This window comes from Aeromonas sp. S9(2024), assembly GCF_041403185.1.
Classification (GTDB): domain Bacteria; phylum Pseudomonadota; class Gammaproteobacteria; order Enterobacterales; family Aeromonadaceae; genus Aeromonas; species Aeromonas enteropelogenes.
In genome coordinates, this window is record NZ_JBGLRE010000001.1 from 336,159 (window position 1) to 362,924 (window position 26,766).

24 protein-coding genes are annotated in these 26,766 nt (G+C 56.5%); 10 read left to right on the top strand and 14 right to left on the bottom strand.

Features of this window, described 5'->3' with window-relative positions; all coding sequences use genetic code 11:
- Window positions 1-20 precede the first annotated feature (20 nt).
- From ACB028_RS01440 to ACB028_RS01450, 3 genes are read right to left on the bottom strand one after another with little or no spacing between them, the layout of a single operon-like run.
- On the bottom strand, window positions 21-455 hold the full coding sequence (locus tag ACB028_RS01440; RefSeq protein ID WP_042028409.1) for a YeeE/YedE family protein: 435 nt from the start codon (window positions 453-455) through the stop codon (window positions 21-23).
- A 13-nt stretch (window positions 456-468) separates the two neighbouring features.
- Complete coding sequence (locus tag ACB028_RS01445; protein WP_026456402.1) at window positions 469-882, bottom strand: YeeE/YedE family protein; 414 nt, start codon at window positions 880-882, stop codon at window positions 469-471.
- Window positions 882-1,196, bottom strand: coding sequence for an ArsR/SmtB family transcription factor (locus ACB028_RS01450; protein ID WP_371143314.1), 315 nt, complete (start codon window positions 1,194-1,196; stop codon window positions 882-884). The genes ACB028_RS01445 and ACB028_RS01450 overlap by 1 nt, the downstream gene beginning before the upstream one ends.
- 107 nt (window positions 1,197-1,303) lie before the next feature.
- Between ACB028_RS01450 and ACB028_RS01455 the strand changes: the two genes are divergently transcribed.
- The 3 genes from ACB028_RS01455 (at window position 1,304) to ACB028_RS01465 (ending at window position 3,158) form a co-directional block, all read left to right on the top strand.
- On the top strand, window positions 1,304-1,489 hold the full coding sequence (locus tag ACB028_RS01455; RefSeq protein ID WP_026456403.1) for a DUF2892 domain-containing protein: 186 nt from the start codon (window positions 1,304-1,306) through the stop codon (window positions 1,487-1,489).
- A gap of 359 nt (window positions 1,490-1,848) precedes the next feature.
- Entirely contained in the window at window positions 1,849-2,223 is a 375-nt protein-coding gene (locus ACB028_RS01460) for a hypothetical protein (protein WP_371143315.1), read from the top strand.
- A 206-nt stretch (window positions 2,224-2,429) separates the two neighbouring features.
- Window positions 2,430-3,158, top strand: a complete 729-nt coding sequence (locus ACB028_RS01465; RefSeq protein ID WP_371143316.1) for an MgtC/SapB family protein — start codon at window positions 2,430-2,432, stop codon at window positions 3,156-3,158.
- Between the two features lie 82 nt (window positions 3,159-3,240).
- Here the strand turns inward: ACB028_RS01465 and dnaJ are convergent, their stop codons facing one another.
- From dnaJ to grpE, 3 genes are all read right to left on the bottom strand, one after another.
- Window positions 3,241-4,383, bottom strand: a complete 1,143-nt coding sequence (dnaJ, locus tag ACB028_RS01470) for a molecular chaperone DnaJ (protein ID WP_042028402.1) — start codon at window positions 4,381-4,383, stop codon at window positions 3,241-3,243.
- 106 nt (window positions 4,384-4,489) lie between these two features.
- Complete coding sequence (dnaK, locus tag ACB028_RS01475; RefSeq protein WP_042028401.1) at window positions 4,490-6,418, bottom strand: molecular chaperone DnaK; 1,929 nt, start codon at window positions 6,416-6,418, stop codon at window positions 4,490-4,492.
- A gap of 312 nt (window positions 6,419-6,730) precedes the next feature.
- Entirely contained in the window at window positions 6,731-7,306 is a 576-nt protein-coding gene (gene grpE / locus ACB028_RS01480) for a nucleotide exchange factor GrpE (RefSeq protein WP_371143317.1), read from the bottom strand.
- A gap of 281 nt (window positions 7,307-7,587) precedes the next feature.
- Here grpE and nadK point away from each other — a divergent pair, with 281 nt between their 5' ends.
- Window positions 7,588-8,472 (top strand): NAD(+) kinase, encoded by an 885-nt coding sequence (gene nadK / locus ACB028_RS01485; RefSeq protein ID WP_026457306.1) that lies wholly within the window; start codon window positions 7,588-7,590, stop codon window positions 8,470-8,472.
- Here nadK and ACB028_RS01490 read toward each other — a convergent pair.
- The gene (locus ACB028_RS01490; protein WP_371143318.1) at window positions 8,469-9,401 is read right to left on the bottom strand and encodes a LysR substrate-binding domain-containing protein; all 933 of its coding nucleotides are present in this window, start codon (window positions 9,399-9,401) and stop codon (window positions 8,469-8,471) included. The genes nadK and ACB028_RS01490 overlap by 4 nt on opposite strands.
- A 162-nt stretch (window positions 9,402-9,563) precedes the next feature.
- Here ACB028_RS01490 and ACB028_RS01495 point away from each other — a divergent pair, with 162 nt between their 5' ends.
- From ACB028_RS01495 to ACB028_RS01520, 6 genes are all read left to right on the top strand, one after another.
- Window positions 9,564-10,877 carry a 6-phospho-beta-glucosidase gene (locus ACB028_RS01495; RefSeq protein WP_371143319.1) on the top strand — a complete coding sequence of 438 codons (1,314 nt, stop codon included), beginning with the start codon at window positions 9,564-9,566 and terminating at the stop codon, window positions 10,875-10,877.
- Window positions 10,878-11,015: 138 nt separating this feature from the next.
- Complete coding sequence (gene recN, locus ACB028_RS01500; RefSeq protein WP_371143320.1) at window positions 11,016-12,680, top strand: DNA repair protein RecN; 1,665 nt, start codon at window positions 11,016-11,018, stop codon at window positions 12,678-12,680.
- A gap of 230 nt (window positions 12,681-12,910) precedes the next feature.
- Window positions 12,911-13,801, top strand: a complete 891-nt coding sequence (locus tag ACB028_RS01505; protein ID WP_371143321.1) for a manganese-dependent inorganic pyrophosphatase — start codon at window positions 12,911-12,913, stop codon at window positions 13,799-13,801.
- Window positions 13,802-14,007: 206 nt separating this feature from the next.
- A complete protein-coding gene (locus tag ACB028_RS01510) occupies window positions 14,008-15,171 on the top strand; it encodes an efflux RND transporter periplasmic adaptor subunit (protein ID WP_371143322.1) in 1,164 nt (387 codons plus the stop codon).
- Window positions 15,168-17,126, top strand: a complete 1,959-nt coding sequence (locus tag ACB028_RS01515; RefSeq protein WP_371143323.1) for a MacB family efflux pump subunit — start codon at window positions 15,168-15,170, stop codon at window positions 17,124-17,126. The genes ACB028_RS01510 and ACB028_RS01515 overlap by 4 nt, the downstream gene beginning before the upstream one ends.
- A 2-nt stretch (window positions 17,127-17,128) precedes the next feature.
- Window positions 17,129-18,493: an efflux transporter outer membrane subunit gene (locus tag ACB028_RS01520; protein WP_371143324.1), complete on the top strand. Its 1,365-nt coding sequence runs from the start codon at window positions 17,129-17,131 to the stop codon at window positions 18,491-18,493.
- A gap of 411 nt (window positions 18,494-18,904) precedes the next feature.
- Here the strand turns inward: ACB028_RS01520 and ACB028_RS01525 are convergent, their stop codons facing one another.
- The 7 genes from ACB028_RS01525 to ACB028_RS01555 all read right to left on the bottom strand — a co-directional run bounded on the left by ACB028_RS01525 (window position 18,905) and on the right by ACB028_RS01555 (window position 26,753).
- Window positions 18,905-19,312 (bottom strand): H-NS family nucleoid-associated regulatory protein, encoded by a 408-nt coding sequence (locus ACB028_RS01525; RefSeq protein WP_371143325.1) that lies wholly within the window; start codon window positions 19,310-19,312, stop codon window positions 18,905-18,907.
- A 607-nt stretch (window positions 19,313-19,919) separates the two neighbouring features.
- Window positions 19,920-21,635, bottom strand: a complete 1,716-nt coding sequence (locus ACB028_RS01530; protein WP_371143491.1) for a Wzy polymerase domain-containing protein — start codon at window positions 21,633-21,635, stop codon at window positions 19,920-19,922.
- Window positions 21,636-21,752: 117 nt separating this feature from the next.
- Window positions 21,753-22,871 carry an LPS O-antigen chain length determinant protein WzzB gene (locus ACB028_RS01535; protein WP_371143326.1) on the bottom strand — a complete coding sequence of 373 codons (1,119 nt, stop codon included), beginning with the start codon at window positions 22,869-22,871 and terminating at the stop codon, window positions 21,753-21,755.
- 124 nt (window positions 22,872-22,995) lie between these two features.
- Complete coding sequence (locus tag ACB028_RS01540; protein ID WP_371143492.1) at window positions 22,996-23,124, bottom strand: dTDP-4-dehydrorhamnose 3,5-epimerase family protein; 129 nt, start codon at window positions 23,122-23,124, stop codon at window positions 22,996-22,998.
- Window positions 23,125-23,221: 97 nt separating this feature from the next.
- Window positions 23,222-25,183, bottom strand: coding sequence for a polysaccharide biosynthesis protein (locus tag ACB028_RS01545; protein ID WP_371143327.1), 1,962 nt, complete (start codon window positions 25,181-25,183; stop codon window positions 23,222-23,224).
- Window positions 25,184-25,242: 59 nt separating this feature from the next.
- Window positions 25,243-25,800 (bottom strand): sugar transferase, encoded by a 558-nt coding sequence (locus ACB028_RS01550; RefSeq protein ID WP_371143328.1) that lies wholly within the window; start codon window positions 25,798-25,800, stop codon window positions 25,243-25,245.
- The gene (locus ACB028_RS01555) at window positions 25,794-26,753 is read right to left on the bottom strand and encodes an NAD-dependent epimerase/dehydratase family protein (RefSeq protein ID WP_371143329.1); all 960 of its coding nucleotides are present in this window, start codon (window positions 26,751-26,753) and stop codon (window positions 25,794-25,796) included. The genes ACB028_RS01550 and ACB028_RS01555 overlap by 7 nt, the downstream gene beginning before the upstream one ends.
- Between the last annotated feature and the right edge of the window lie 13 nt (window positions 26,754-26,766).

Sequence of the window (26,766 nt, forward strand, 5' to 3'; positions counted from 1 at the left end):
TGGTGATTCGCGCTATGTCATCAGGCAATGCGAGGCTGGCTCGCCCTCACCCATACCTTGTCTACCAGCAAGATCCCGGCCACCATGGCCGCAATGAACAACAATATCATGGGCTGGCCGCTGGAAATGAGACTCAAGGCTGGCCCGGGACAAATCCCCACCAACCCCCAGCCGATACCAAACAGAGCCGAGCCACCGATGAGACGACGATCCAGCACCGGCTTGGGCACCACGGCGATGGGATTGCCCAGCAGGCTCAGACGCCGCGGCTTGACCAGCAGCAGATAACCCGGAGTAAACACCAGCAGGGCGCCCCCCATCACGAATCCCAGGCTGGGATCCCAATTGCCCGCCAGGTCGAGAAACCCTGTGACCCGGGCCGGATCCACCATGCCGGAGATGGCCAGCCCCATACCAAACAGCAAACCGGCGAGCAAACTTGTCAGCAAATTCATGGCAATCAGCCTCTTAGAAGAAATGGTGAGTCAAAAACACGGTCACTATGCCGGTCGTCATAAAAGTGAGGGTGGCCACGATGGAGCGGCGGGACAGGCGACCCATGCCGCAGATGCCGTGACCACTGGTGCAGCCATTGCCAAGGCGGGAACCGACGCCAACCAACAGACCCGCCAGCAGCACCAGCGGCCAGCCAGGCAGGGCCGTGAAGTCGGGCATCTTGGCCCACCCCAGGGTCAGAGCCAGCCAAGCTCCCGCCCCCAGTCCCAGCAAGAAGAGCCAGCGCCAGGCCTGCTTTTGTTGCAGAGCACCCGCCAGAATGCCGCTGATCCCGGCGACCCGGCCGTTGCACAACAACAGGATCAGAGCGGCCAATCCGGCCAGCATGCCCCCGCCCAAGGAGAGCAGCCATTGCGTTTCCATCATCAAGATTCCTTATTTTCAGAGTGACAAAAATGGGCTTGCAGCGCCCCGAGCACATCGACCGCCGCTTCGCTCGCCAGCGAGTAGAAGATCTGCTGGGAGACCTTGCGGGACTGGATCAGCCCGTGACGCTTCAATACCGACAATTGCTGGGAAAAGGCCGACTGCCCCAGCTGGCTGTGGGCCAGCAGTTCGCCGACCCCTTTCTCCCCTTCCACCAGTTGACAGAGCACTATCAACCGCTCCGGATGAGCCAGGGCCTTGAGTAACGCAGCCGCCGCGCTCGCGTGACGGGTCATCTCATCGAACTGTGTCATAAGCAGTAAATTAGTAGTTGCTTATATTTGGTTTTATTCTATAAATAAAAACTAAATTAGCAACATCTAATTTAATATTCAGCCAACACCAAGGAAAGGAGCAACACATGACGGTAGACAATGGCGTGAGGATAGTCGCAGGCTGCATGCTGCTGCTGTCGCTGGCACTGACCCACTGGGTTCACCCGGGCTTTGTCTGGTTGAGCGTCTTCGTCGGGGTCAACCTGATCCAGAGCGCGTTCACCGGGTTCTGCCCGGCGGCCATGATCCTCAAGCGAATAGGGTTTAAATAGCGTGGATCCGAGGTGCCGCATGAAGAGGCAGGCATGGCCCTGGCAACGCCCAATTGTTGCAAGATGTTGCCAAAAGAGCCTGAAGGTTTACCCGGCCTGGTTAGTTGGCTATGATCCCTGCCTCTTATCAATAGCGGAGACCATCAGTGGGCAACTCATCAAGTGACAGTTGTAGACCGACCCTCGTCGTCGGTACCCGGGTCGCGAGCTAGCCGCAGGTCTTCCTCTGCCGCTTGCTCGCAGCCCTGCGAGAAGCGGAAATCCACTCCTCTTTCTCTTTTTACACTTGACGTCAGGTGACTTGGCCAAGGCCGGGACACCTTGCCTGCATAGTTTCTGCTTCCCACAAGGAGGCTGCTATGCGTTTTGTTTCAACATCGTCTGTCACCGTCCGGACCCATCCCCTACTGAGCTGGTTGGGCCGTGGTTTGCTGCCGTTCTGGCTGCGCCGCAGGCAACATCGCCACCACTACCGGCTGCAGATCCGCTGCCAGGATCGCGCCGATATGGAGCAGGTGCTCGACATGGTCAATCACACCCTGCAACCATCGGGCCTGCATCCCTTTCAGTCTCTGCGACCGGGGCGCGGCGGTAGCCGGGAGCTGGTACTGAGCCTCGACTGCACCCCGCCCCAGCGTCGTTATCTGGTGCAGTTCGTGCACCAGGTCGGGGTTCAGCATCCGGTTCGCTGGGAGCTGCGTCCCCGTCGCGACCCCGAGACCGTGCTCAGTTGACCTGACATCCGGGGCCGGCCCTGCCGGCCCCTTTCCATCCATTCCAACGACCCGCTTGCATCCTCCATGGGCGGGTCATGTCTTCGTGCGCCCTTTTCATGTCGACATGGTCGCTGGCGCACGAGACGGCCAGCTGCTGGCAACGGGATCGCTCAACAGAGCCACTTGCCTGCAGCAAGGCCATTCGCAACCGGAAGGAGCAAACCATGAAAATGTGGCAACAACTCGATGTGATCGCCCTGGGCGACACCCTGGCCAGCCTGCTGCTGGCCTTCGTGCTCGGCAGCCTGGTGGGGCTGGAGCGCCAGTATCGCCAGCGTACCGCCGGCCTTCGCACCAACGTGCTGGTCGCCGTAGGCGCGGCCCTGTTCGTCAATCTGGCCCAGCGCATCCACGACCTGCATGGCGGTACTTATGGCGTGGTTCATGTGGTGGCCTATATCGTCTCCGGCATCGGCTTTCTCGGCGCCGGCGTCATCATGCGCGAATCGGGCAATATCCGAGGTATCAACACGGCAGCCACCCTGTGGGGCGTTGCAGCCGTCGGGGCGGCCTGCGGTGCCGGCCTCGCCATGGAGGCGGTGCTCGGCGCCCTGTTCGTACTGGCCGCCAACACCCTGCTGCGCCCCTTGGTCAACCAGATCAACCGCCGCCCGGTAGACAATCTCGATACCGAGGTGACCTGCAAGGTGACGGCGCTCACCTCCCGCGAGCACCAGAAAGAGGTGCTGCACTGGCTGGAAGAGATGCTGGAGCGGGCCGACTACCCCTTGAGCGAGCTGGATATAGCGCCGTTCGGCGAGCGGGATCTGGAGATCTCGGCGGTGCTGCTCGCCACCTCCATCGACGGCGACGAGCTCGATGCCCTGATGCAAAAGCTGAGTATTCACCCTCATATCAAGCAGGTGTTCTGGCATGCCAGCACCGCGGATTGACACAGATACATTGGGCTTTGGCGAAGAACAGGCAAAAAAAGAGCCGGCACAGGGCCGGCTCTTTATATCTGGGTCGCGAACATCAGCTGGTCAGATCGTCGAAGAAGCGTTTCACCCCTTCGAAGAAGCCTTCCGATTTCGGCTTGTGGGTCTTGGCGGCGGCACCGCTGAACGACTCGTCCAGCTGACGCAGCAGCTCCTTCTGCTGCTCGGTCAGCTTGACCGGGGTCTCCACCACCACCTTGCACATCAGATCCCCGACCTGGCCGGAGCGCACGGATTTGACGCCCTTGCCACGCATGCGGAACATCTTGCCGGTCTGGGTCTCCGGGGTCACCTTGAGCTTGACCCGGCCGTCCAGGGTCGGCACTTCAATCTCGCCGCCCAAGGCTGCCGCAGTGAAGCTGATGGGTACTTCGCAGTAGAGGTTGTTGCCGTCACGCACGAAGATCTCGTGCTCCTTGACGTGCACCTGCACATACAGATCGCCAGCCGGTGCGCCGGCTTCCCCCGCTTCCCCTTCGCCGGAGAGACGGATGCGATCGCCAGTATCGACGCCAGCCGGGATCTTGACCGACAGGGTCTTGGTCTTCTGGTAGCGCCCTTCGCCATGGCACTTGCGGCACGGATCCTTGATGATCTTGCCGCGACCGTGACAGTGCGGGCAGGGCTGCTGCACTGCAAAGAAACCCTGACGCATCTGTACCTGGCCGGAGCCGTGGCAGGTCGGGCAGGTCTGGGCAGAGCTCCCGGTGTGGGCACCGGAGCCGTTACACACCTCACAGTGGACCAGGGTCGGTACCTTGATCTCCTTGGAGACACCGCGCACCGCCTCTTCCAGGGTCAGTTCCATGGTATAGCGCAGATCGGCACCACGGGCCGGGCCGCGACGACCACCGCCACGGCTGCCACCGAAGATGTCACCGAACACATCGCCAAAGATGTCGCCGAAATCGGCGCCGCCGCCAAAGCCACCGTGGCCGCCGCCACCCTGGCTCGGATCGACACCGGCATGACCATACTGATCGTAACGGGCACGCAGGTTGGCATCGGTCAGGACCTCGTAGGCCTCCTTGACCTCTTTGAATTTCTCTTCGGCATTGGCATCGCCCTGATTACGATCAGGGTGATACTTCATGGCCAGACGCTTGTACGCCTTCTTGATCTCGCGCTCGTCGGCATCTTTCGATACCCCCAGCACTTCATAGAAATCGCGCTTCGACATACTCATCCTGTTAGCAGTTATGCAGACGGGCGTTGGTCACCCAACGCCCGTGAATTCATAGACTTAAGCCGATGGGCGAAGCGGACCTCGCCCATCTGGGTAGGGCTTACTTCTTGTCGTCTTTCACTTCTTCGAACTCGGCGTCGACCACGTCGTCGTCAGCCTTGGTAGAAGAGGAGGACTGACCGGCATCAGCACCGGCGGTGCCTTGTGCCTGAGCCTGCTGCTGGGCAATTTCCATCAGCTTCTGGGACGCTTCCAGCAGAGCCTGCTGTTTGGCTTCGATGGCAGCCTTGTCGTCACCCTTGAGGGCAGCTTCCAGCTCGCTGACCGCGGCTTCGATCTTGGTCTTGTCGTCGGCAGGCAGGGCATCACCGGCTTCGGTGATCTGCTTGCGCACGGAGTGGACCAGACCGTCAGCCTGGTTGCGAGTCTGCACCAGCTCTTCGAACTTCTTGTCTTCGGCCGCGTTGGCTTCGGCCTCGCGTACCATGCGTTCGATCTCTTCATCAGACAGACCGGAAGAGGCCTGGATGGTGATCTTCTGCTCCTTGTTGGTCTCCTTGTCTTTCGCGGAGACGTGCAGGATACCGTTGGCATCGATGTCGAAGGTCACTTCGATCTGCGGCAGACCACGCGGTGCCGGACGGATGCCTTCCAGGTTGAACTGGCCCAGGGACTTGTTGTCGCTGGCGCGCTTGCGCTCACCCTGCAGCACGTGAATGGTCACGGCAGACTGGTTGTCTTCGGCAGTAGAGAACACCTGGGACTTCTTGGTCGGGATGGTGGTGTTCTTTTCGATCAGCGCAGTCATCACGCTACCCATGGTCTCAATACCCAGAGACAGCGGGGTCACGTCCAGCAGCAGTACGTCGGTCTTGTCACCGGACAGTACGGCACCCTGGATGGCAGCACCCATGGCCACGGCTTCGTCAGGGTTGACGTCTTTGCGCGGCTCTTTACCGAAGAACTCGGCAACGGTCTTCTGAACCAGCGGCATACGGGTCTGACCGCCCACCAGGATGACGTCGTCGATCTCGCCTACTGCCAGACCGGCGTCTTTCAGGGCGACACGAACCGGCTCCAGGGAATCTTTCACCATGTCTTCTACCAGGGATTCCAGCTTGGCGCGGGTCACCTTGATGTTCATGTGCTTCGGACCGGTGGCGTCTGCGGTGATGTACGGCAGGTTCACGTCGGTCTGCTGGGCAGAAGAGAGCTCGATCTTGGCTTTCTCGGCGGCATCTTTCAGACGCTGCAGAGCCAGCTGGTCGTTACGCAGATCGATACCCTGCTCGCGCTTGAATTCGTCAACCAGGTAGTTGATGACGCGGTTGTCGAAGTCTTCACCACCCAGGTGGGTGTTACCGTTGGTAGCCAGTACTTCGAAGGTGGTTTCGCCTTCCACTTCGTCGATCTCGATGATGGAGATATCGAAGGTACCGCCACCCAAGTCATATACGGCAACCTTGCGCTCGCCCTTGACCTTGTTCACGCCGTAGGCAAACGCAGCCGCAGTCGGCTCGTTGATGATGCGCTTGACGTCCAGACCCGCGATGCGACCGGCATCCTTGGTGGCCTGACGCTGGGCGTCGTTGAAGTAGGCCGGAACAGTGATAACGGCTTCGGTCACCGGCTCGCCCAGGTAGTCCTCGGCGGTCTTCTTCATTTTCTTCAGCACTTCGGCAGAGATCTGCGGCGGTGCCATCTTCTTGCCTTTCACCTCGACCCAGGCGTCACCGTTGTCGGCCTTGGCGATGGCGTACGGCATGATTTTCAGGTCACGCTGCACTTCGTCATCTTCGAAACGGCGACCGATCAGACGCTTGATGGCGAACAGGGTGTTTTTCGGGTTGGTGATGGCCTGACGCTTGGCCGGCTGACCAACCAGGATCTCGCCATCATCGGCATAGGCAATGATGGACGGAGTAGTACGATCACCTTCTGCGTTTTCGATCACGCGAGCAGTGTCGCCATCCAAAATAGCGACGCAGGAGTTGGTAGTACCCAGGTCAATACCGATGATTTTACCCATTTGAGAAATCTCCAAATACTTTGAATAAACCGGCGAGAGACTCGCCTCAATGCGTTAACGGCTAGGTGGGGGCTGCCAATTCGGCTTTCAAGCTCCCGGCATCAAATTTTTTTGTGCCGCCGTGGCCTTGTTCCCTATATGGGGTCGCCAGATGCCGCTTCAAGCCCCTCTCCCTAAAAAACCGTACTCTTTATCCGCTGTGAACGCCTTGCTCGTTGCCAGGGGAGGCTTGCCGATACCCTTGGCGACCAGCAACAGCATCGCGACAAACAAAAAGCCCGCCAAGCGGCGGGCTTGGTGAGGATACGATGATCAGTCAGCAGACTTGGACACCATCACCATGGCCGGACGGATGACGCGACCGTTCAGCTCGTAGCCTTTTTGCATCACGGCGATGACGGTGTTGGGTGCCACGTCGGCACTCGGCACCATGCTCATCGCCTGGTGGGCGTTCGGGTCAAACGGCTGGTTGGTCGGATCCAGCGCCACCAGACCGAACTTGGCCACGCCGCTCTGCATGGACTTGAGGGTCAGCTCGACACCTTCGATCATCGGCTTAAGGGCGTCGTTTTCCTTGTCGGCGAGCTCGATGGCGCGCTCCAGGTTGTCCAGCACCGGCAGCAGTTCACCAGCAAACTTCTCGAGGGCAAACTTGTGTGCCTTCTCGACATCCTGGGCCGCGCGGCGACGCAGGTTTTCCATCTCGGCGACGGCACGAATAGCACGCTCGCGCTCTTCGGCAGAGGCCTGCTGGGCCGCGTCCAGCTGCGCTTCCAGTTCGGCAATACGTGCCTGCTCGGCTGTCACTTCACTGTCTACATCGGTCGGCTCGACTGGCTGGGCTTCAACTTGCTCCATCGCTTCAACCTTTTGCTCTTCGTGGTTCATGACATCTCCAATTGCGGGGTTACTTATGAGGGTCTGACCTCTGGCTGAGCGACCAGACGGCAACAGACCGACTATGTTGGCGCTATTATGGGGATGGATCCCCGGCTTTCAAGGGAAAAAGGTCATTCATGGCGCCGGATGTGCGCCTTTCCTTGCGACCCCGTTCACGCTTTCGCCATCTGGTTCAAGGAGATAGAGACCCTCCATCCCATGCGTACGGCTCACAAGCGGGACAAACCACTGTATACTGGCCCGCAATACCCCAGTGGATCAGACAGACTATGGATTCTCCGTTCAAAACCATCGCCCTGATTGGCAAACCCCATCATGAAGGAGCCAACCAGACGCTGACCGGCCTGCATCAGTACCTGACGACCCGCGGTTTCCGGGTGCTGGTCGAGAGCCGGGTCGCCCAGACCCTCTCGATCCTCGAAGAGGACGTGATGGATCTGGTACAGCTGGGCCAGCAGGCGGATCTCGCCATCGTGGTCGGCGGTGACGGCAACATGCTGGGGGCGGCCCGGGTCTTGTCTCGCTTCGATGTGGCGGTGATCGGGGTGAACCGGGGTAACCTCGGCTTTCTGACCGACCTCTCCCCCCAGGATTACCTGCTGCCCCTCGAGCAGGTGCTCTCCGGTCACTACAAGAGCGAGCACCGCTTCCTGCTGGAGGCGTCCGTCTATCGCCACGGCGAGCGCAAGTCGAGCAACCTGGCAGTGAACGAGGCGGTGCTGCACCCAGGCAAGATTGCCCACATGATCGAGTTCGAGGTCTATATCGACGGCAGCTTCATGTACAGCCAGCGCTCGGATGGCATCATAGTGGCCACTCCAACCGGCTCCACCGCCTATTCACTCTCGGCCGGTGGCGCCATTCTCACCCCCAAGCTCAACGCCATCACGCTGGTGCCGATGTTTCCTCATACCCTGAGCAGCCGTCCCATCGTACTGGATGCCGACAGCGAAGTGCGCCTGCTGGTCTCGCCCGACAATCAGGATGACGCCATGCAGGTGAGCTGCGACGGCCAGGTCACCCTGGCGGTGCACCCGGGGGACGAGATCCTCATCAAGAAGAGCCACCACCAGCTGCATCTGGTACATCCCCTCGATTACAGCTACTTCCACGTACTGCGCAACAAGCTCGGCTGGGGCAGCAAGCTGTTTTAAGGGGCAAGGTCATGAGCTGACTGGCTGAGCGCCACTTCACTGCGCAGCCAGTCGCTAAAGGCACGAAAGCGCGGTCGCTCGCGGTTCTCCAATGGAGAGATCAGCTCATAATTGCGCCCGGCAGCCACCGCCGGGCCTCCTACCGCCACCAGCACGCCCTGCTCCAGCAAGTTGCGCACCAGAACCTCCCTCCCCATAGCGACCCCCATGCCACCTTGCGCCGCCTGCAGGGCCATCTGGTAGTGATTGAAACCGTAGTGACACTGATCGTAGGGCAATGTCATACCAGAACCATCGCACCAGAGGCGCCACTCCGAGAAGAGCTGCTGCACATCGGTCGATTCCGAGGCATGGATAAAACAGGCCTCAGTCAACCGTGCCGGTTCCTGCAGCAACCCCAGCCGCTCGGCATAGGCAGGGGAGCAGACGGGTACCAGACGCTCCTCCATCAACAGCTCCCGGTGCAGATCACTGCAGCGGATCGCACCGTAGTAGATGGCGAGATCCACCCGCTCCTCGTTGAAATCCACCGCCCCGGCCCGAACCCGCATCATCACGTTCAGCCCGGGCCAGCGCTGCTGGAAACGGGGTAGCCTTGGCATCAGCCAGTTGAGCCCCAGCGTCGGAGCAACACCGACATGGAGCGTCCCTCGCAGATCCTGAGCCCGGATATCTTCAATCTCTTCGTTGATCTGGCGCAGAGAATGGCTCAGGGTCGCCAGCAGTCGTGCCCCCTCTTCAGTCAACTCCAACTTGCGGGTCAGGCGAATAAACAGACGAAAACCCAACAACCCTTCTAGATGGCGAATGCGGTGGCTGATGGCCCCCTGCGTGAGGTTCATCTCCTCGGCGGCACGAGTGAAACTGAGGTAACGGGCCGTGCTCTCGAAGGTGTGCAGCAGGGCCAGGGTATTCTGTTGTACCAGCATGGATAACCTCGTAATGACGCTTGTTGCGACGCAGGTCATCAGTATGACATTTCTCCTTATGCATTAAACAGGCTAATCCATACCACCCCTTATTTCGTTTGTCCGCCCGCCAGGCTCCCCCTTTAATAGGGTCCATCCCTATCCCTGTTCATGAGGTGGACAATGAAAAACGGACTCAAGATTGTGATCATCGGTGCAGGCTCTAGCTACACCCCGGAGCTGATCGAAGGGTTGCTCCAGCGTCAGTACGAGTTACCGCTGCACGAACTCTGGCTAGTCGACATCGACGATGGTCGCGAGAAAATGGAGATCATCGCAGCCCTCACCCGCCGCATGCTGGCCAAGGCTGGGCTGGCGGTACGGGTTGAAACCCGGCTGGATCGGGAAGAGGCACTGTACGGGGCCGACTACGTCTGCTCCCAGTTTCGCGCCGGCTGCCTGGAAGCGCGCATCAGCGATGAGCGGATTTCGTTGAAATACGGCCTGATCGGCCAGGAAACCAACGGACTGGGCGGCTTTGCCAACGCCTGCCGGACTATCCCCATCGCTCTGCAGATCGCCGCCGACATGGAACGCCTCTGCCCTGATGCCTGGCTGCTCAACTTCACCAACCCGTCGGGCATGGTGACCGAAGCCATATTGCGCCACAGCAAGATAAAGGCGGTTGGGCTGTGCAACGTGCCAGTGATCATGCAAAAAGGGGTCGCCACTCTGCTGGAGAGTCATGACGAGCAGGAGTTCATCATGCAGGTGGCCGGACTCAACCATTTCATCTTCGTGCGCCAGATTCAGCATCAGGGCGAGAACAAACTCGGCGAGGTGATTGCCCGGATCGCACAAGGACACGATCCGCTGGTACCGCGCAATATCCCCCCCTTTGCCTGGCCCAAGGATCTGCTGGCCAATCTGGGCATGATCCCCTGTGCCTATCTGCGCTACTACTACATGAGCGACGATATCCTCAAACAGGAGCTCGGGGAGGCCAGCGGCGAAGGCACCCGGGGTGAGGTGGTCAAGACCATCGAACAGCAGCTGTTCGAGCTCTATCGCAACCCGGATCTCACCGAGAAGCCCAAAGCGCTGGAAGGACGCGGCGGCCAGTATTACTCGGAGGCCGCGTGTGAGCTGATGAGTGCCATCCACAACGACAAGCGTATCATCATGCACGTCAACATCCGCAACAACGGCGCTATCAGCGGTCTGCCGGACGAGAGTGCCGTGGAAGTGAGCTCTCTCATCACCAAGTCGGGTCCGCTTCCGCTTAATGTGGCCCCCTTCCCGCAAGACACCTTGCGCCTGCTGCAGTTGATGAAGGAGTTCGAGCAGCTCACCATCGAGGCCGCCATCACCGGCAATCGCCATACGGCTTGGCGTGCCTTGGTACTGAATCCCCTCATTACCAGCGGCCACCGACTGGAACAGGCACTGGACGAGGTGATCGCCGCCCACCCAGATTTGATGTCAGCCTTCCACTAATCTTCACCTTTCTGCAATCCCGCAGGCCACCCGTCTGGTGGCCTGCCCTGTTAAAAATGGCAGCGCCTCTTTACTGTATATAAGACCAGTATATACTGGATACATAAACAGTAATGTTGACCCATACAGGATGAGACCATGCTGACCCAGCTGACCGTCAACAACTTCGCCATCGTCAAGTTTCTCGAACTCGATTTGCAACCGGGCATGACCTGCATCACAGGCGAGACCGGCGCCGGCAAATCCATCGCCATCGACGCCCTCGGCCTGTGCCTTGGCGAGCGGGCCGAGGCCAGCATGGTGCGCCCGGGGAGCGACAAAAGCGAAGTCAGTGCCCGCTTCCAGCTCGATGGCAACCCGGCCGCCCGCGCCTGGCTTGCCACCAACGAGCTGGAAAACGAAGGGGAGTGCATAGTGCGCCGGGTCATCTCCGCCGAGGGACGCTCGCGCAGCTACATCAACGGGGTGCCCGTGCCCCTCACCCAGCTCAAGAACCTCGGCCAGCGGCTGGTCAACGTGCACGGCCAGCATGCCCACCAGCTGCTGCTCAAGCCGGACTACCAGCTCGCCCTGCTGGATGGCTACGCCGGCCATCACCTGCTGCTCGACGAGGTACGCCAGCACTACCAGCAATGGCGCCAGCTGCAAAACGAGCTCAACCGATTGAAAGCCGAGCAGCAGCAGCGGGAGGCCCGCCGCCAGCTCATCGAATACCAGGTGCAGGAGCTCGATGAATTTGCCCTGCAACCGGGGGAGTTTGAAGAGATAGAGGAAGAGCACCAGCGCCTGGCCAACGGCACCGAGCTGATGCAGGAGTGCGGCTTCTGCCTGGATCTGCTCTATGACAACGATGACACCACCATCGCCGGCCTGCTGCAGGTCGCCGTCGACAAGGCCGAGGGACTGGTTGGTATGGACAGCCGCCTCAATCCGGTGCTGGAGATGCTGAACAATGCTCTCATCCAGGTGCAGGAGAGCCATAGCGAGCTGCGCAGCTATCTGGATCGGCTGGAGCTGGATCCCGAGCGCTTCAACGAGCTGGAGACCCGCCTCTCAAGAGCGATCAACCTGGCCCGCAAGCATCATGTCAAACCGGCGGAGCTGGCGCTGCACCATCAGGAGCTGGCCTGCGATCTCGCCCGCCTCAACTCCGATGAGGAGCGCCTCGAAGGAATGGAAGATGAACTGGCCGCCGCCCGCCAGGCGTTTCTGCAGTCGGCCGAGGCCCTGAGTCAGAGCCGTCAGCGCTATGCGCAGGAGCTGGCCGCCCAGGTCACCACCAGCATTCACGAGTTGGCGATGCCAGATGGCCGTTTCGCCATCGAGGTGCGCCCCGATGCCCAGAGCAGTCTCTCGCCTCTGGGGATCGATCGGGTGGAGTTCATGGTCACTACCAACCCGGGCCAGCCGATCCAGCCCCTTGGCAAGGTGGCCTCCGGCGGCGAGCTGTCGCGCATCAGCCTCGCCATCGTGGTGATCAGCGCCCGCAAGGTCTCCACTCCCACCCTGATCTTCGATGAGGTTGACGTGGGGATCAGCGGCCCGACCGCCGCCGTGGTAGGGCGCCTGTTGCGCCAGCTCGGCGAGTCGACCCAGGTGATGGTGGTCACGCACCTGCCCCAGGTAGCGGGCAATGGCCACCAGCACATGGTGGTGAGCAAGCATACCGATGGCAAAACCACCGAAACCCAGATGTGTGCCCTCGATCAGTCGGCCCGCCTCAATGAACTGGCCCGCCTGCTGGGAGGCGATCAGATCACCGACATTACCCTGGCCAATGCGCGCGAGTTGTTGCGGGCCTGATCTCCTACACGACTCATCCTCCTCCCTGCACCATGACGACCCGCACCAAGGGGGTGTCATGGTGCCTGTTCACAACGACCCTGAGTCGCCGGATCACCGACCCAGATCAATGAAAGTGCGAGTAAGGCCAAGCAGGCAGCAACATCCAAGGGGGTTCAGGTTGCCTTCATTTCCGGGATTTCGCATAGTACCCGCCCCCTTTTTGGGTATCCCATTGTGAGGCTTTGTCTATGATCCACGTTTTTGGTCACAAGAATCCTGATAGCGACAGTATCTGCAGCGCCCTGGTCATCGCCGACTGGCTCAATGCCCAGGGGCGTCAAGCCACCCCATGGCGCCTGGGCGACCTGCGCACCGAAACCCGTTTCATCCTGGAGCAAGCCGGCGTTGCCGAACCCGAACTGCTGACCCGGGATCTTGCCGGTGAAGATGTCTGGCTGGTGGATTTCAGTGATCTGGAACAGGGCCCCGCGACCCTGGCACAGGCCAACGTACTGGGCCTGGTGGATCACCATCGCCTCGGCACCCTGATCACCCAATCGCCGCTGGATGCCTGGATCCGCGCCGTGGGCTGCACCTGCACCATCGCCTTCGAGCTGCTGAGCCAACAGGGTCAAGTGACCCGCAGCCAGGCTTGCCTGATGCTGGGTGCCATCATGAGTGACACCCTCTGCCTCACCTCCCCCACCACCACAGAGCAGGACAAGATCGCCTGCGAGCGTCTGGCCGAGCTGGCCGAGGTCTCTCTGGCCGAATTTGGCCAACAACTGCTGATAGCCAAGACCGATTTGAGCGGCTTGACTCCGGCCCAGTTGCTGCAACAGGACGAGAAAGCGTTCCAGGCCGAAGGTTGCAGCTTCATCATGAGCCAGATCGAGGTGGGCAGTGAGCAGCAGCTGGCCGAACATCTCCCGGCATTGCAGCAAGAGATGGCCGCGCGCGTGGCAAGCGAAGGGCTCGACTTCTTCGTATTGATGGTGACTGATCTTACCGCTGCCGCCAGCCGCATTCACTTTACCGCCCATCCCAAGGTCCCCACCGAATCTTGCTTCCATCCGGGCTTCGTCAGCCGCAAGAAGCAGGGCCTGCCCTGGGTCATGGAGCTGCTGGCCAAGGCCTGAGCCACAGCCTGAACTCTCCCGAGCCCTGCCTGATGGCGGGGCTTTTTTCTCTCAATCCCCGTCTATCAGCTTCCCCTTCCCAATTACTTCGCTTACTGACAGATAAGCGCATAATTTTGCTTACATATTTGTGGCTGTTCATTGGCAAGGCTTTGCTGCAGGATACTCGCGGCACTTCTCTTATTCCGTTTTCAGTCAGGTGATCCATGACCCCAAGTCCCAAGCGCACAGCCCTGGCGCTCTCTACCCTGTTCGTCGCGGCCCTCATCGGCTGGCTGGCCTGGCCAAGCCAACCAGCCACCGAGATGCTCACCGCCAAAGTCACCCGGGAAGACATTAGCCAAACCGTACTGGCTAGCGGCGTGTTGCAAGCCATCGAGCAGGTGGATGTGGGAGCACAGGTTTCCGGTCAGGTGACCCGCCTGGCCGTCGAGGATGGCGCTCAGGTCAACAAGGGGGATCTGCTGGCCGAGATTGACCCTCTCATCGCCCAGAACAATCTGAAAACGGCCGAAGCCGAGCTCGCCAGCAACCTCGCCCAACTCAAGATCAAGCAAGCCCAGCTCAAACAGTACGAGCTGGCCTGGCGCCGTCAGGTAGAGATGTTCAGGCAGGAGGCCAGCTCTCGCGCCGATCTGGAGAGTGCCGAAGCTCAACTCGCCGTCACGCGCGCCGAGTTGCAAAACAGCCAGGCCAATATCGACAGTGCCCGTATCAAGGTGGAACGGGCCCAGACCGAGCTGGGTTACACCAAGATCCTGGCCCCCATGGATGGCACCGTCATTAGCATAGTCACCCGTCAGGGTCAGACCCTGGCCGCCAGCCAGACGGTACCAACCCTGCTGAAACTGGCCAATCTCGACACCATGACGGTCAAGGCCCAGATCTCGGAAGCCGACGTTACCAAGGTGAAAGCGGGCATGCCGGTCTATTTCACCCTGATAGGCGATCCGGACACCCGTTATCAGGGCACCCTGCGAGCCGTGGAGCTGGCCCCCACCAATATCAACGAACAGGTCACCACCACCAGTACCACCAGCAATGCTGCCGTCTACTACTACGCCCTGTTTGATGTGCCCAATCCGGATCATGCTCTGCGCGTGGCCATGACCACCCAGGTGACCATAGTGCTCGGCGAGCGCAAGCAGGTACTCACTCTGCCGCAGACCGCGCTCGGAAAGCAGGTGGCTAACGACGAATATGAAGTAACCCTCGTCAGGGACGGCGCTCCCGGTGAGACTCGCCGCATCAAGACCGGGATGAAGGACGAGATCCGCATCGAGGTGGTAAGCGGGCTGACGGAGCAGGACGAAGTGCAGCTCAACCACGGCGCGCCCGTAGCGGAAAAAGAAGAAGGCATGATGTTATGAGCGAGCCGCTGAACCAGCCGCCCCTGATCCAGCTAAAAGGGGTCGAGCGCCGTTACCAGAGCGGCGAGCAGGAAGTCACCGTGCTCCATCCCCTCGACTTGACCATTCAGGCTGGCGAGATGATCGCCATCGTCGGGGCCTCCGGCTCCGGCAAGTCGACCCTGATGAATCTGCTTGGCTGTCTCGATCGGCCCAGCAGCGGCCAGTACCTGTTTCGTGGCCAGGACACGGCGACCCTGGATGCCCTGGCACTGGCGCGCCTGCGCTGCCATCACTTCGGTTTTATCTTTCAGCGCTATCACCTGCTGCCTCATCTGGACGCCGCCGCCAACGTGGAGATCCCCGCCGTCTATGCCGGCACCGAACGTCAGGCTCGTCAGGCCAGGTCGAAGCAGCTGCTGGAGCGACTGGGTCTTGACGAGCGTCGCCACCATACCCCGGGACAGCTCTCCGGCGGCCAGCAACAGCGAGTCAGTATCGCCCGGGCGCTGGCCAATGGTGGCGAGGTGATCCTGGCCGATGAACCAACCGGTGCGCTGGACAGCCAGAGCGGCAAGGAGGTGATGGCCATCCTCAAGGAGCTTCATGCCCTGGGCCACACCATCATACTGGTCACCCACGACATGGGGGTCGCCAACCATGCGGATCGCATCATCACCCTCAAGGATGGCTGCATTCAGCAGGACAGTGGTCAGCGCGAACAGGCTTCCCCATCGACCATCCCCCTCCCCGTTGCCAGTCAGGGAGGAGCCAGCCTTGACTGGGATCGCTATCGGGAAGCTGGCCGGATGGCCCTGCATGCCATGCTGGCCCACCGGATGCGCACCTTTCTCACCATGCTGGGCATCATCATCGGCATCGCGGCGGTCGTCAGCGTGGTGGCCCTCGGCCAGGGAGCCCGCACCAAGGTGATCGAGCAGATCAATGCGATGGGAACCAACACCATAGAGATCTTCCCGGGCAAGGGGTGGGGAGATGAAAAGATGGCCAGCATCCAGACCCTCAACCAGGGGGATCTCGATGCCTTGCTGGGACAACCCTATCTGGCAGGTGCCAGCCCGGAGATCATCAGCTCGGGACAACTTCGCTATCGCAACAAGACCAGCAGCGGCAATGTAACCGGGGTCGGCAACGACTACTTCAAGGTCAAGGGCATGACATTGGTAAGTGGTCGCTTACTGGAATGGCGAGACATACAACAGCGTTCGGCCGTGGCCGTGGTAGACCAGAAGAGCATTCCCAGCCTGCTCGGCAAGGATGATCCCATTGGCAAGGTGGTGCTGGTCGGCACCCTGCCGGTACGCATCATTGGGGTCGTTTCCCAGGAGACCGGCTTTGGCCCCAGCAGCCAGTCGGTCAATGTCTGGCTCCCCTATAGCGCCGTGATGAGCCGCCTCATCTCCCAGCGCCACTTCAGCCAAATCACCATACGGGTCAAGGATGGCATCCAGCCGGCGCTGGCCGAACAGGCGGTGATCGAGCTGATCACCAAGCGCCACGGAGTGAAAGATTTCTTCACCTTCAGCAGCGACAGCATCATCAAGTCGGTGGAGAAAACCACGGCCACCATGACCCTGATGGTCTCGGCCATCGCCGTGATCTCGCTGATCGTCGGCGGTGTGGGGGTGATGAACATCATGCTGGTCTCCGTGGTGGAACGCACCCGCGAGATCGGCATTCGCATGGCCGTGGGGGCACGTCAATCGGACATCTTGCAGCAGTTCCTGATCGAAGCCGTGATGGTCAGCCTGCTGGGGGGCATCTTCGGCGTCGCGCTCGCGCTCGGCATTGGTGTGGTCTTCTCCCTGCTGGTCGACACCATACAGATGCAGTTTTCGCTCTTCTCCATCCTGATGGCCTTCGGCTGCTCGTCACTCATCGGGATCCTGTTCGGTTATCTGCCGGCGCGCAATGCGGCGCGGCTCGACCCCGTGGTCGCACTGGCGAGGGAATAACAATGTACAAATTATCCTGGTTGGCTCTGTGCGTGGCCCTCGGCGGCTGCAGCCAGCACAGCAGCTATCAAAGACCCGAGCTGGCTATCGCGCCCCAGTGGCAACAGGCGTATGACACCCAACAGGTAGCGCAATCAGGGGCCTGGTGGCAGGGATTCCATGACCCTCAGCTCGACCGCCTGGTCGAGACCGTGCTGGCCGCCAATCCGGATATGCACGTCGCCGCACTCAAGCTCAAAAACGCACAGCTTGGCGCAGAGCAGGCCTATACCAACCTCACCCCCTCGGTCACTGGCAGCCTTGATGCCAGCGCTAACAAGAACCTGAAGACGGGGAGTTCCAGCAGCACACTGGGGCCCGCTCTCGGCCTCAGTTATGAGGTAGACCTGTGGGGCAAGCTGGCATCGGTGCGGGATCAGGCAAGCTGGGAGGCAGCCGCCAGCGAACAGGATCTGGCCAGTACCCGTCTGATGCTGATTGGCAAGACGCTGGAGCAATATTGGCAGCAGGGTTATCTCGGCTCGGCCATCACCCTTGGCGAGCAGCAACTGGCCAACCTGGTGCGCACCGAACGGTTGACCGAGGCCAAATACCGCGCCGGCGCCATAACCCGGCTCGATCTGGCCCAGACTCGTCAACAGGTTGCAGGCAAGCACGCCGAGCTGGCGTCGCTGAAAACCCAGCAAGAGCAGGCCAGCAACGCCCTGAGGCTACTCCTGGGGCGTAACAGCGGCCCCTTGGCGTATGCCCCCACCAGTCTTGCGCTTCAGCCCATCCCCGAACTGGCTGTCGGCATTCCCGCCGATCTGCTGGCCCGTCGCCCGGATGTGAAGGCGGCGGAGCTGCGACTGCGCAAGACCCTCGCCAAGGGGGATGAGATCCGCGCCAGCTTCTACCCGTCGCTGACCCTGACCGGCAACGCCAGCACGGCGTCGGACAGGCTGGCTCAGGTGCTGCAAAATCCGGTCGGGACACTGGGGGCAAGCCTGGCTCTTCCCTTCCTTGAGTACAACCGCACCCGGCTCGCCATCGACAGCTCAGCGCTTGATTACCAGATCGCCGAGACCGAGTTTCGCAAGCAGCTCTATACGGCGCTGGTCGAAGTCGAAGACAATCTGGCGGCCCGCCATCATGGCCAGCAACGACTCGCCTATCTCCAGGAACAGCTGGGTTATGCCAACGAGTCTGAACGGCTGGCCCGAGCGCGCTTCGAGGCGGGCGCCACCGGTGTGCAGACCTGGCTGGATGAGCAGAATCGCTTGTGGGAGGCAGAACAGAGCCTGCTCGCCCAACAAAAAGAGCTACTCAACGTGATGACCAGAATTTACCAGGCCATTGGGGGCACAGACGCCCCACTCGCCCAATAAACATAAGGCCCCGCGTTGTTGCCAGATCGGGGCCTTATTATTGCCACTCCCCCGCACATTACTCATTATCCTTGGCGAGTGTGCCGGTTCTTCAACATCCCATCCTTTTTTCTTCTACCAAACCCCATCAAAAAAGTCAGAGATAACGTGCAATAGCACGCAAGCGCTAATGGCTACGAATGTACAGCCTCTTTTGTCTCCTGCAAAACTACATGGTTCGCCGATACCGGAACGCATCATAAAATTAATCACGACACAGATATTTATCCTGGGGAGGGAAAGCCGAAAGAAAAGGAATGGAGAGGAGTCAAGAGAGAATCAAATAACGAATAGAGACATCGGTTAACATTAATAACGCACAAAAATAATGCCGCTCAAAGGCGGCATTATCAGATTGCTTGGCGCAACAAATTAGAGCAGAAACTCGCTCAGATCTTTGCCCAGTGCAACTTCAGCTGCAATGGCTTTAGGCATACGGCCCTGGCCAGTCCAGGTTTTTTCCTGGCCATCTTCTACATACTTGTATTTGGCCGGACGCGGAGCACGCTTGCTCTTGGTGGTACCAGTAGCAGCCGGAGCAGCCGCAGTAGCCAGCAATTCACGGGGATCAATACCTGCTTGCTGCAGCATTTCGGTGAATTCATTCAGTTTGCGCTGGCGCTCTTCCTGCTCGGCACGCTCCTGCTCAACAGAGTCGGCGCGCTCTTGATAAACCAGATCAAACTTCTCTTTAGCTTCCAGCAGCTGCTCAAATGGCAGCTCACGAATAGCGGCACGCAGACTGCGAATGTTCAGCAGAACTTTCAGAAACTCGTTCATTATTTCCTCACAAAAAATCGATCACAGGGATAACAGTTTCAGAATAGCATGGACAATTCATAACGACATACAGTTTTTCTGTATTAGAGTCCATTTTTACCATAGTCTATCGACAGCAACCACGATTGATAACAAAACCATAGAAAGAAAAAGTTCGGCGTCAATCAGAAATGACCATCGGATTCATCGCAAAGCACACTATTACATACCCCATTAATACTCCATTCAGCATAGCCACAGGGGCGCTGAAGCAATGTCACAACAGATGCCAGGCAATCATTCGCCCTAGATAACACAGCTCCTTTTTAACATCACCAGCATATTAAACACCTGTGTTTTACTTATCTCTGATTTGCATGCCGCTATTGCGAGGCTGAGCCTCAATATATAGCAACCAAATGAAACCCTGGCAATAACCGATTAAAATCAATCCGTTGAATACTCACCCACTCCTTTTGGGGTAACCTTTGCGATTAATGGCAGGCATCAAGCATCATTACCCGACACAGCCAGCCCGACCAGAAGAATATGGCAGCCGTCCCTCAAGCACGACAACAAAAAAAGCCTGCTCTTGACAGAAGCAGGCTTTGGTAGCTCAACAATTACTTTATTTAGCCCTGGCGTCACTTTCAGCAGGCTGATCAACGCCGGTGATCACCGACTTGGCCGCTGATTTTGTGAGCAGAGGATCATCAGGATAGAGTTGCAGAGCTTCCCGACGCATGGTGTTTGCTTCATCCGTACGCCCGAGGGCATTAAGGGCAACCACCATGTTGGCGTAAATATTGGCCCGTGGTGTATGTCGTACAAAAGCCTGCCCCCACTCCAGATAGGCCTCCAGTTCAGCCTTGTTATTGGTTTGCAGACCCACCATCAACCGCACCGAATTGACGTCAAATTCGACCCGAGTCAACCACGCCATGGGATTGACGATATCCAGCAGCAGAGTCGGTTCCTTATAGCCCCCTCTTTCATACTTGGTCACCACCCAGGCGGTATGCAGAGCTGTTAGCATAAAGGGAACAATCAATAAAGGGATGGTAATCGCCACAAAACGCAGCAAGAACCAGGGCCGATAAGCCCACTCCCACCAAGTTGTTTGGCTTCTGGTTGCTATATTCACCTCTTCCACTTCAACATCAATTAAATAGACAAGCGTCAATAGCAACCACCACAATACGATGGCATGGTAAAAGGGGTATTCAGTCTGGGAATGAAGCAAAATAGGAGTCACCAGAGCCAGCATGGCCATGGCATTTTTCCCCGGTGCACACGAAAGACGCCATAACAACGCTCCGCCCATTATCAGCATACCGAGCATCGGAGCGAGTCCTCCCTCCACAGCCCAATACAAGAATTCATTGTGGGGATGATCCAGGTTGTACTCAATTTGTACCATGGCCGGATTCACTGCTTTATCGGCCATATAATGATGGAGAAAAACGGACTCGAAGCTACCGTAGCCCCATCCTGTCCAAAGTTGTTCACTCACCAGCTTCAATGCGTAGGGCCAGTAAATAGAGCGCATTCCGCCAGACTGGTAGATCTCCAACCCACGCTTTACGCCTGCCATCAAATACTGGGATAAAAGGCCTAAAATAATGCCCAAGAACACAAGGCCCAATATGAGTCTAATTTTTCGTTGTTGCCTAAGTTGTGGCAGCAACATAAGCAGCGCCAACAATCCACCCAACTGGCCTACTCGAGATTGCAACACCACCAACAGCAATACAGTTGAGAATATGACACCATAACGCAAACCCATCAGTACTCGTGAGTCATCACTTCGTAACTCCAACCAGATCGCCAGAGCCATCCCCGTTGCCATAAAAATGGCCATCACATTAGGTTGCTGGAAAATACCGTAGGGACGATTTACCTTGGTGTCATACCCAATCCAGTTTCCGGGAGTCAGCAGATAAAACTGAACAAGCCCTAGCAGCGCCTCTATCGCTATCGCAATCAATATGAGATAGAGCAAGCTATCACGCTGCTGGCGCGTCAATCTCCACTGGTAAAAGCCAAATAGAAACAGCAGGCCAGCAAATAATCCCAGTAAACGGGGAATGGCATAATCTTTCAGCTCAAATCCCGGGTAAACCATGGGCAACAGCAGCAGCAAGGCCCCAAACCATAGTGCAGCCTGCAATGGAGAAAAAGTGATATGTTGACGCAGAGTCACCTGCCACAACCCCATGCCAATCATCAGGCTGGCAAAAACCCATCCCCATGCATTAAAGGGCAGATAGAGTCCAGCACCACCGGGGTTGTGCATAAAAAAGTGCATGCCCAACAACCAATAGAGCATGCTTAAAATCACCATAATTCGCGTTAACGTCACAACCCAGCTCCTTAGGCCCCCAACATTGTCAAGGCACCGAAGAGATAGATAAAAAGAAAGGGGGCAAACAGCCCCCCTCCATTCAATCAACCACTAACATTACGCCACTTCTGGCCGACGAAAAGCATGATGTACCAGCACGATAGCAACACCCAGCATGCCACCAAGCAGAGTGGCCAATACAACAATTAATGGACGCTTGGGTTTATCACGAGTAAACGGTTCTTCTGGTGAATCGATCATGTTAAACGATACAAATTCGGCATCTTGAAGTTTCAACGCTTTTAAACTACTTAATTGCAGACGAATCAGTCCTAATTCCGGGTTAAGCAGTTCAGGATCTTTAATCTCATTCAATATGCTTAGCTTTTCAGCTAAACCTTTCGCACCTAGCTGAATGTTGAAAATCTCTTGACTATCAATCCTCTCAAGAGGCGTATCCACACCAGCAGCCTTACTGATACGCAGACTATAGCCAACCCGCTGGAGTTCCTCCTGTCTTCTAAGCAACGTATCAGCCTTGACACTATCGTATTGTGTGGTCAGAGCCTTTATTTTGTTTTGCCATATAGATTTCAATTCTGCATTTTTGCTTTTAAGTTGTTGCTGCTGGACAAAGTCGATGTACTTCACCAATCGCTGTTGAGCCAGTTCAGGAGTTTCAGCAGCAAAACTCAACGTCATATCTTGACTTGCTTTATCTATAGCCCTAGCAGATATGGATTCAGCTAACTTACTCATTAGTGCACGTTCACTACGCTTATCGGAAACCTCAGATTTCTCTATCTCTGCTGCGTAGACACCTTCTTGCGTCAGAAAGGCCCGCTTATTATTCATACTATTAAAAGCTGAAATAAAGCTCTGGTAAATGGCGGGTTTCTCAAGCGAAGAAAATGCAGCAGTCGATGGAGGCGCTCCGTTGCTGTTGCTGTTGCTGTTGCTGTTGCTGTTGCTGGACATTATTGCCTGTATTTTATCTACAGCCAATTGTAGGGCCTCAACTTGAGAAACTGACGGCTCCGAAATAAGGGCCTGACTGGTCCATACCTGACGCGCAGTCATGGCGTAAACAATACCTGCAACAGCAAATAGAAGAGTGACCAGCAGGATAAATACCTTCTGTCGCCATAACACCGACATCAACTCGCGCAGATCGATCTCGTCTGAGGCTTGTACTTGTCCCCACTGATTGGGAATGACCGGCGTTTTTTCGCTCATATATCTCTCTTGGTTATGAATAATAAAATATGAAAACATGGTGTGTGCTTAAACGCACCCAACAAAATTCGGGCCTGGTGGTCTTTATCAGATAAAGAGAGTGACCACTGAGGCCAATCTATTATCAGCGGGGGTTATCCCAACGGATGCATACCTTATCACCCTGCTGATAATAGCCGGTACACTTATAAAAGACATCTGCACTATCACTGAGTACATAAAAACCATGAGCAAACCCAAGAGGGATCCACATCAATTCGCCCAAATCTGCATCCAAGATATGGTCTACCCGATGGTTATACGTTGATTACGTAAGACGTTCATCCGTCACCACGAAACAAACATACTGCTTAATATATTGGCTGATGACTCTCTGAATTCAGAAAGTCAATATCCTCGACCACACTCAGACAGGGTTCATACGGCAAAGTGTTTTTTGCCTGCCATACCAGATCGCAGATCCCGTCGGTAGGATTAAAACCGGTCGGCATACTTAACATCAGGCTACGGATCTGCTCATGATCGAAGCGGAAACACGCGCTATCGAGCTCGGCTAAAAACGCCCGCAGTTGTGGCCATGGCAACATCGACTCTGAGGCTTTCATGATCCGGGGATGGGCAGTGCCCTCAATCTGCTCACCAATTAGCAGCTCTTCAAACAGCTTCTCACCGGGGCGCAAGCCGGTGATCTTAACCTCGATATCACCAGTGGGGTATTTGTCACTCTTGAGCTTCAGGCCACTCAAACGGATCATCCGGTGCGCCAAATCAATGATTTTGACCGGCTCCCCCATGTCCAACACAAACACATCCCCCCCCTGCCCCATGGCACCAGCCTGGATCACCAGCTGTGACGCTTCAGGAATGGTCATGAAATAACGAATGATGTCTGGGTGGGTCAAAGTCAAAGGACCACCATCCCGGATCTGTTTACGAAACAGTGGCACAACAGAACCAGACGAGCCCAGAACGTTACCAAAACGCACCATGCAAAAACGGGTTTGCTGCTGCGCAGCAGCCAACGATTGCAGCACCAGTTCGGCTAATCGCTTTGTGGTACCCATGGTATTAGTGGGACGCACCGCCTTATCAGTCGAAATCAACACAAAGGTTTCAACCTTGGCCCTGATAGCCGCCTGTGCACAATAAAGAGTGCCAAAAACATTATTGCGCACCCCCTCCACCACGTTGTATTCAACCAAGGGGACATGCTTGTAAGCAGCTGCATGGTAAACAGTCTGGATTTGGAAGGTACTCATAACCGCTTGCAAGCGATGTTGCCGCTGCACCGACCCCAGCAGTGGCACTATCTCAACCTGCAACCCTTCTTGCCGGCTGATTTCTTGCAGCTCTTTATCAATGGCATATAGGCCATATTCAGAAAGCTCAAACAACACTAGTTGCGCAGGGTTGCAACGGATTATCTGGCGACACAATTCAGAGCCGATGGAGCCACCCGCTCCCGTCACCATCACCCGTTTGCCAGATATATTGGCATTGATCAGTTCAGGGATTGGGGCAACCGCATCACGCCCCAACAAATCCTCAATACTGACCTCTTTGAGCTCATCGATATGAGCACTCCCCTCAACCAGATCTGCCATACCAGGGATAGAGAGAACTTCACATGGGCACTGTTCCAGTCGATTGATCACCGCTTGCCTGACACTACGCGAAGCACTTGGCATGGCCAACAAAATCTTTTTAATATCAAAGCGCTCAATCAATGCCTCGATAGAGTCAGTACTGTAAACGTTAACCCCCTGAATCACGGTCTTAACCAATGCGGAATCATCGTCAACAAACGCCACTGGCAGGTACTCCTGACCTTGATTCAACGCAAGTTGCAACTGCCGCCCGGAAGAACCTGCACCATAAATAAGTACCGCCACTCGTTGTTGTCCACTGCGTTGAACCAGCGCCCGGAAAAACAGCCGCACACCACCGATTAGCAACACCGAAAAAGCAAAATAGATAACAGATACCGTACGAGGAAGTGGAACCCCCATAAAAAACGCAAGCATGACCAAAGACATGGTCGAGAGGAGAACACCAAGTGACACCGTCCACAACACCTTGAAACCTACATAGCGCAATACCGCGCGATACAGCCCTAAGCGTATAAAGATTACGATGGTGATCGGCAGCAACAACCCCAGCATTTGCCAGTGCAACACACTCTGCAATGGAATATTGGCATCCAGCCGCACCCAATAACCACCCCAGAATGCCAAAGTTAGCAATAGCAGATCAGCGCAGACACTAATCCCCCGTTTATAAACACGGGGGATAGCCAAGAAAGAGGTCAACATAATAGCACCATCTCATTAATAACGTTAAGGAATATTAGGTGGAGCAACTCGACGCAATACTATTTCGATCCAACCGCATCGCCAGCGCCACTGCCAGTTGCTGTCATAATAATATAACGAAAGTAGCTAGTTAAGGTGAGGGTATCGATCATATGCCGATCTGTTTTGGCGAGCAGCGCAGGGGTCGACATATCGATATTTTGTACCTGTGCCAAGCCGGTAATCCCTGGTAATACTTCATAAATTCCCAAGGCGTCACGCTCTTTAATCAGCTCATCCTGATTAAAGAGATTCGGTCGCGGCCCAACCAAGCTCATCTCACCTTTAAGCACATTGATCAGCTGTGGAAGTTCATCAATTTTAGTCTTGCGTAAAAAAGCTCCTAGCTTGGTGATCGAACTTGTGTTCGCCAAGTGGCTAGCCACCGACTGGGTATCGACCGACATGGTGCGAAATTTAATCAACTTGAAAGGCTTCTTATGTCGTCCGACACGTTCTTGTATAAAAATTGGCGAGCCAGTATCAAACAGGCCAATCAAGGTGACGACCAACAAAATAGGCCAAATCAATAACAAGCCCAAAAATGCTGCACAAAAATCAAGCGCTCGAATCAACATCCTTCTTTATCCTCAATAAAACAACGTTTAATCCCTTCCTCCAGCGATATCGGTGGCTGCCAACCCAATGTTGTTTTGGTGTGGCTGATATCGACCTGCAGATTACCACACAACCGCTCAATCACCGCCTGCTTACCCGTTAGCTTGCCTGCCAATCGTAACCAGCTCATTGGCACCGACAATAATCGTGGAGATTTACCCGCAGCACGACTCATCATCTCAAGTAACTCAGTGGTAGATATATCCTGATCATCACTAACCAAAAAGGTCTGATTGGTAGCATGAGGATGGGTAACGCAGTTGATAATCAGATCAACCAGGTTATCAACTGCGACAAAACTACGCTGATTATGAATTGCTCCAAGCGGTAACCAACGACCATGCCTTACGGCATGAGTTAACTTACCAAAATTACCTGGTGCATTTACACCATAAACCAATGGCGGACGAATGATGACAACTTCAAGACCCGTCTCCTTAGCTAACTGACGTAACCCCAACTCAGCCGCATATTTTGACTGGGTATATTCATCCCAAGGCGCAGCGACATCATCATATTTGAATGGCCTTTTTTGATTATGGCCACCATTCACACCTATAGAGCTAATAAACACAAATCGCTTAACACCAGCATCGCTTGCTTGGCGAGCCAGCTTGAGCGTGCCATCACAATTGATCTGGTTAAATGCAACTTGACGATCAATGCAATTTTTACCAATGTGCGCCTGTGCCGCGCAGTGAATAACAACATCAACAGAATGCAACGCTGACGTATAATCAACCGCCGAGCCTAGCTCACCAACGATATGAGAAACATTGTTTGCAGAAGAACCAAGCGACAAACCAACGGGTGTTCGTCTACCATAAGTTCTCACTGCCACACCCGAATTCAAGGTTAACTGAGTTAACACCGCACTCCCCACAAACCCAGTGGCACCGGTTAATAGAATCATATATTTCTCAGAT

What these genes read in the sequence shown, in the direction of transcription:
- ACB028_RS01490 (WP_371143318.1), bottom strand. Translation starts at nt 9,401, where the DNA reads ATGCTGGTACAACAGAATACCCTGGCCCTGCTGCACACCTTCGAGAGC.
- ACB028_RS01540 (WP_371143492.1), bottom strand. Translation starts at nt 23,124, where the DNA reads ATGTGGATCCCTCTTGGGTTTGCTCATGGTTTTTATGTACTCAGTGAT.
- ACB028_RS01510 (WP_371143322.1), top strand. Translation starts at nt 14,008, where the DNA reads ATGACCCCAAGTCCCAAGCGCACAGCCCTGGCGCTCTCTACCCTGTTC.
- dnaK (WP_042028401.1), bottom strand. Translation starts at nt 6,418, where the DNA reads ATGGGTAAAATCATCGGTATTGACCTGGGTACTACCAACTCCTGCGTC.
- ACB028_RS01525 (WP_371143325.1), bottom strand. Translation starts at nt 19,312, where the DNA reads ATGAACGAGTTTCTGAAAGTTCTGCTGAACATTCGCAGTCTGCGTGCC.
- ACB028_RS01440 (WP_042028409.1), bottom strand. Translation starts at nt 455, where the DNA reads ATGAATTTGCTGACAAGTTTGCTCGCCGGTTTGCTGTTTGGTATGGGG.
- ACB028_RS01545 (WP_371143327.1), bottom strand. Translation starts at nt 25,183, where the DNA reads ATGTTGACCTCTTTCTTGGCTATCCCCCGTGTTTATAAACGGGGGATT.
- recN (WP_371143320.1), top strand. Translation starts at nt 11,016, where the DNA reads ATGCTGACCCAGCTGACCGTCAACAACTTCGCCATCGTCAAGTTTCTC.
- ACB028_RS01530 (WP_371143491.1), bottom strand. Translation starts at nt 21,635, where the DNA reads ATGGTGATTTTAAGCATGCTCTATTGGTTGTTGGGCATGCACTTTTTT.
- dnaJ (WP_042028402.1), bottom strand. Translation starts at nt 4,383, where the DNA reads ATGTCGAAGCGCGATTTCTATGAAGTGCTGGGGGTATCGAAAGATGCC.
- ACB028_RS01535 (WP_371143326.1), bottom strand. Translation starts at nt 22,871, where the DNA reads ATGAGCGAAAAAACGCCGGTCATTCCCAATCAGTGGGGACAAGTACAA.
- ACB028_RS01455 (WP_026456403.1), top strand. Translation starts at nt 1,304, where the DNA reads ATGACGGTAGACAATGGCGTGAGGATAGTCGCAGGCTGCATGCTGCTG.
- grpE (WP_371143317.1), bottom strand. Translation starts at nt 7,306, where the DNA reads ATGAACCACGAAGAGCAAAAGGTTGAAGCGATGGAGCAAGTTGAAGCC.
- ACB028_RS01460 (WP_371143315.1), top strand. Translation starts at nt 1,849, where the DNA reads ATGCGTTTTGTTTCAACATCGTCTGTCACCGTCCGGACCCATCCCCTA.
- ACB028_RS01505 (WP_371143321.1), top strand. Translation starts at nt 12,911, where the DNA reads ATGATCCACGTTTTTGGTCACAAGAATCCTGATAGCGACAGTATCTGC.
- ACB028_RS01465 (WP_371143316.1), top strand. Translation starts at nt 2,430, where the DNA reads ATGAAAATGTGGCAACAACTCGATGTGATCGCCCTGGGCGACACCCTG.
- ACB028_RS01550 (WP_371143328.1), bottom strand. Translation starts at nt 25,800, where the DNA reads ATGTTGATTCGAGCGCTTGATTTTTGTGCAGCATTTTTGGGCTTGTTA.
- ACB028_RS01515 (WP_371143323.1), top strand. Translation starts at nt 15,168, where the DNA reads ATGAGCGAGCCGCTGAACCAGCCGCCCCTGATCCAGCTAAAAGGGGTC.
- ACB028_RS01520 (WP_371143324.1), top strand. Translation starts at nt 17,129, where the DNA reads ATGTACAAATTATCCTGGTTGGCTCTGTGCGTGGCCCTCGGCGGCTGC.
- nadK (WP_026457306.1), top strand. Translation starts at nt 7,588, where the DNA reads ATGGATTCTCCGTTCAAAACCATCGCCCTGATTGGCAAACCCCATCAT.
- ACB028_RS01445 (WP_026456402.1), bottom strand. Translation starts at nt 882, where the DNA reads ATGATGGAAACGCAATGGCTGCTCTCCTTGGGCGGGGGCATGCTGGCC.
- ACB028_RS01555 (WP_371143329.1), bottom strand. Translation starts at nt 26,753, where the DNA reads ATGATTCTATTAACCGGTGCCACTGGGTTTGTGGGGAGTGCGGTGTTA.
- ACB028_RS01495 (WP_371143319.1), top strand. Translation starts at nt 9,564, where the DNA reads ATGAAAAACGGACTCAAGATTGTGATCATCGGTGCAGGCTCTAGCTAC.
- ACB028_RS01450 (WP_371143314.1), bottom strand. Translation starts at nt 1,196, where the DNA reads ATGACACAGTTCGATGAGATGACCCGTCACGCGAGCGCGGCGGCTGCG.